The sequence below is a fragment of the Neisseria sp. P0021.S007 genome (assembly GCF_051956855.1).
This window is the reverse complement of the sequence record NZ_JBQCXA010000321.1, coordinates 1-821: the sequence shown is the minus strand read 5'-3', so window position 1 is coordinate 821 and position 821 is coordinate 1. Positions and strand designations below refer to the sequence as shown.

The window sequence follows — 821 nt, the reverse complement described above, 5'->3', positions numbered from 1 at the left end:
ATTTACGTCTGTCGTCTAAGGTATTACTAAAGAAGTCTTTGATAGAGGATGCGATGAATTTCGCATCATTGGTACGATCTTGCGCGTAGATGATGGCTCGTAATTGAGGCATGGGGATGCGCATTGCTTCGCCTTTTTGCAGTCGCTTCAGAAGTTCTTGGGTACCAGTGAGAAACTCACGGGCACTCAAAACTTCAGGCATAATCGGGCAAAGCAAGCATGTAGCAGCGAAGGCAGCTGTATCCAAGAGAGGGCCGACTGCACCCTGAGTATCGATCAAAACCACATCGTAGTTATTCTGTATGTATTGTGAATGCAGTTTGCTTCTCAGCAAAAAGGCACGATCGGGACGAGAAGTTACTTCAGTCTCGACAAAAGCAGAAATGTTATTGGAAATAACGATGTCTAAATTTGGGAAAACGGTATTGGATATTGTTGAGCGGATGACTTCTTCGGTATTTTCACCGAGAAGCAATTCGACAATACCATTTGGAGCGCGGTGGCTTATTGGGTAGTATTTAGACAGTGATGGCTGAACGTCGCAGTCGATCATTAGGACGCGGAGTCCAATATCAGCGAGAATGCCGGAGACATTAGCAATGAGTGTTGTTTTGCCTACGCCGCCTTTGCCTGAAGTTACTACGATGATTTTTGTCACGATGTTTCCTTTATCAAATGCTTGGAATGGTTAATCTGTGTCGATTGCGCTGATAACCAGGCGGTTGTCTTGCAATGAAACCTGTACGGCTTTTTTGTGCAGGTGGTCGGGCAGGTCTTGTTCGAAATTGCGGTAGATGCCCGCTACGGAGACCAGTTCCGCC

1 protein-coding gene and 1 pseudogene are annotated in these 821 nt (G+C 46.2%); both read right to left on the bottom strand.

Features of this window, described 5'->3' with window-relative positions; all coding sequences use genetic code 11:
* A partial coding sequence (locus ACTHUR_RS13090) for a ParA family protein (protein ID WP_440398942.1) occupies positions 1-658 on the bottom strand: 658 nt, incomplete at its 3' end.
* Between the two features lie 30 nt (positions 659-688).
* A pseudogene (locus ACTHUR_RS13085) lies at positions 689-821 on the bottom strand (septum site-determining protein MinC); the annotation flags it as partial.